The organism is Oceaniovalibus sp. ACAM 378, from assembly GCF_008085915.1.
Classification (GTDB): Bacteria; Pseudomonadota; Alphaproteobacteria; order Rhodobacterales; family Rhodobacteraceae; genus Oceaniglobus.
The window spans coordinates 1-1250 of record NZ_VSJK01000077.1 but is presented as its reverse complement, the minus strand read 5'-3'; the positions used below and the strand labels follow the sequence as shown (position 1 = coordinate 1250).

1 pseudogene is annotated in these 1250 nt (G+C 59.3%); it reads right to left on the bottom strand.

Going from position 1 to position 1250, the window contains the following annotated elements:
- Positions 1–245 precede the first annotated feature (245 nt).
- Positions 246–996: pseudogene (locus tag FQ320_RS25250) on the bottom strand (IS5 family transposase).
- Positions 997–1250 lie beyond the last annotated feature (254 nt).

Genomic DNA, 1250 nt, shown 5'->3' with positions numbered 1-1250 from the left:
TCGATCAGATCCGGGTCAGAGAAAGCAGCATTTGCGCAGGAGCCACGAGCTCGGTCTGTTGATATGCCTCTGGTCCGCGCATCGCCATACCGGCCCGCGGTCACATCAGAACCGCACACAGAGGCCTGATACATGACCGCACCCGATCACACGCTCGCGCCGTTCAAAAACCACTTGCATCAATGGGGGCATCCATACATGCACAAATCGGTTGATGGCGAGGCTACCCCTTTCCCCGGACGGATTTATCCCACGGCCTCTGTGACGGGTATTCCGAGGGCGGTATAGCCATTCATGATGGCGACACGGATCTGGACCTCGGCGACCTGGCGGTCAAAGTCCCGCGCCATGAGGCACTGCCCCAGCAGTTTCATACAGTGCATCGTGACCTTTGCGCGTATCGTACGCGCCGTCAGCGATGACGCTGCCGATCTGCTCATCCGCCGGGATCTGGCTGAGCAGATCGGGCAGAACAGGTGCGTCCCCAATATGGTTCCCTGTGATTTCGACGGCGCGGACCTCCAGTGTTTGTTCGTCAATTCCGAGGTGGATCTTGCGCCAGACGCGCCGTTTGGGACCGCCATGCTTGCGAGCATTCCACTCGCCTTCTCCCTCGACCTTGATGCCGGTGCTATCCATCAGCAGATGCAGCGGGCCATTGGAGCCCCGATACGGGATGTTCACGGCCAAGGTCTTCTGGCGGCGGGACAGTGTGCTGAAGTCGGGCACCGTCCAGTCGAGGCCGACCAAGGGCAACAGGCTCTCGACGAAGCCCGTCGTCTGGCGCAAGGCCATGCCGAAAAGCACCTTCATCGTCAGGCACATCTGGATGGCGGTATTGCTGTAAGTCTGCTGTCGGCCACGCCTGCCTGTCGGCGCGGCGTCCCAGCTCATCTCGAGGTCGAACCAGATCGTCAGAGAGCCACGGCGCTTCAGCGCTTCGTTATAGGCTGGCCAGTTTTTGGTCTTGTAGGAAGGGAGTGTCGGGCTGCTCATTCATCACAGCTACCATGCTGGATTCACAAGATGAATCCCTCAAAGGATTTGTGCATGTATGGATGCCCCCATTGATGCAAGTGGTTTTTGAACGGCGCGAGCGTGTGATCGGGTGCGGTCATGTATCAGGCCTCTGTGTGCGGTTCTGATGTGACCGCGGGCCGGTATGGCGATGCGCGGACCAGAGGCATATCAACAGACCGAGCTCGTGGCTCCTGCGCAAATGCTGCTTTCTCTGACCCGGATCTGATCGA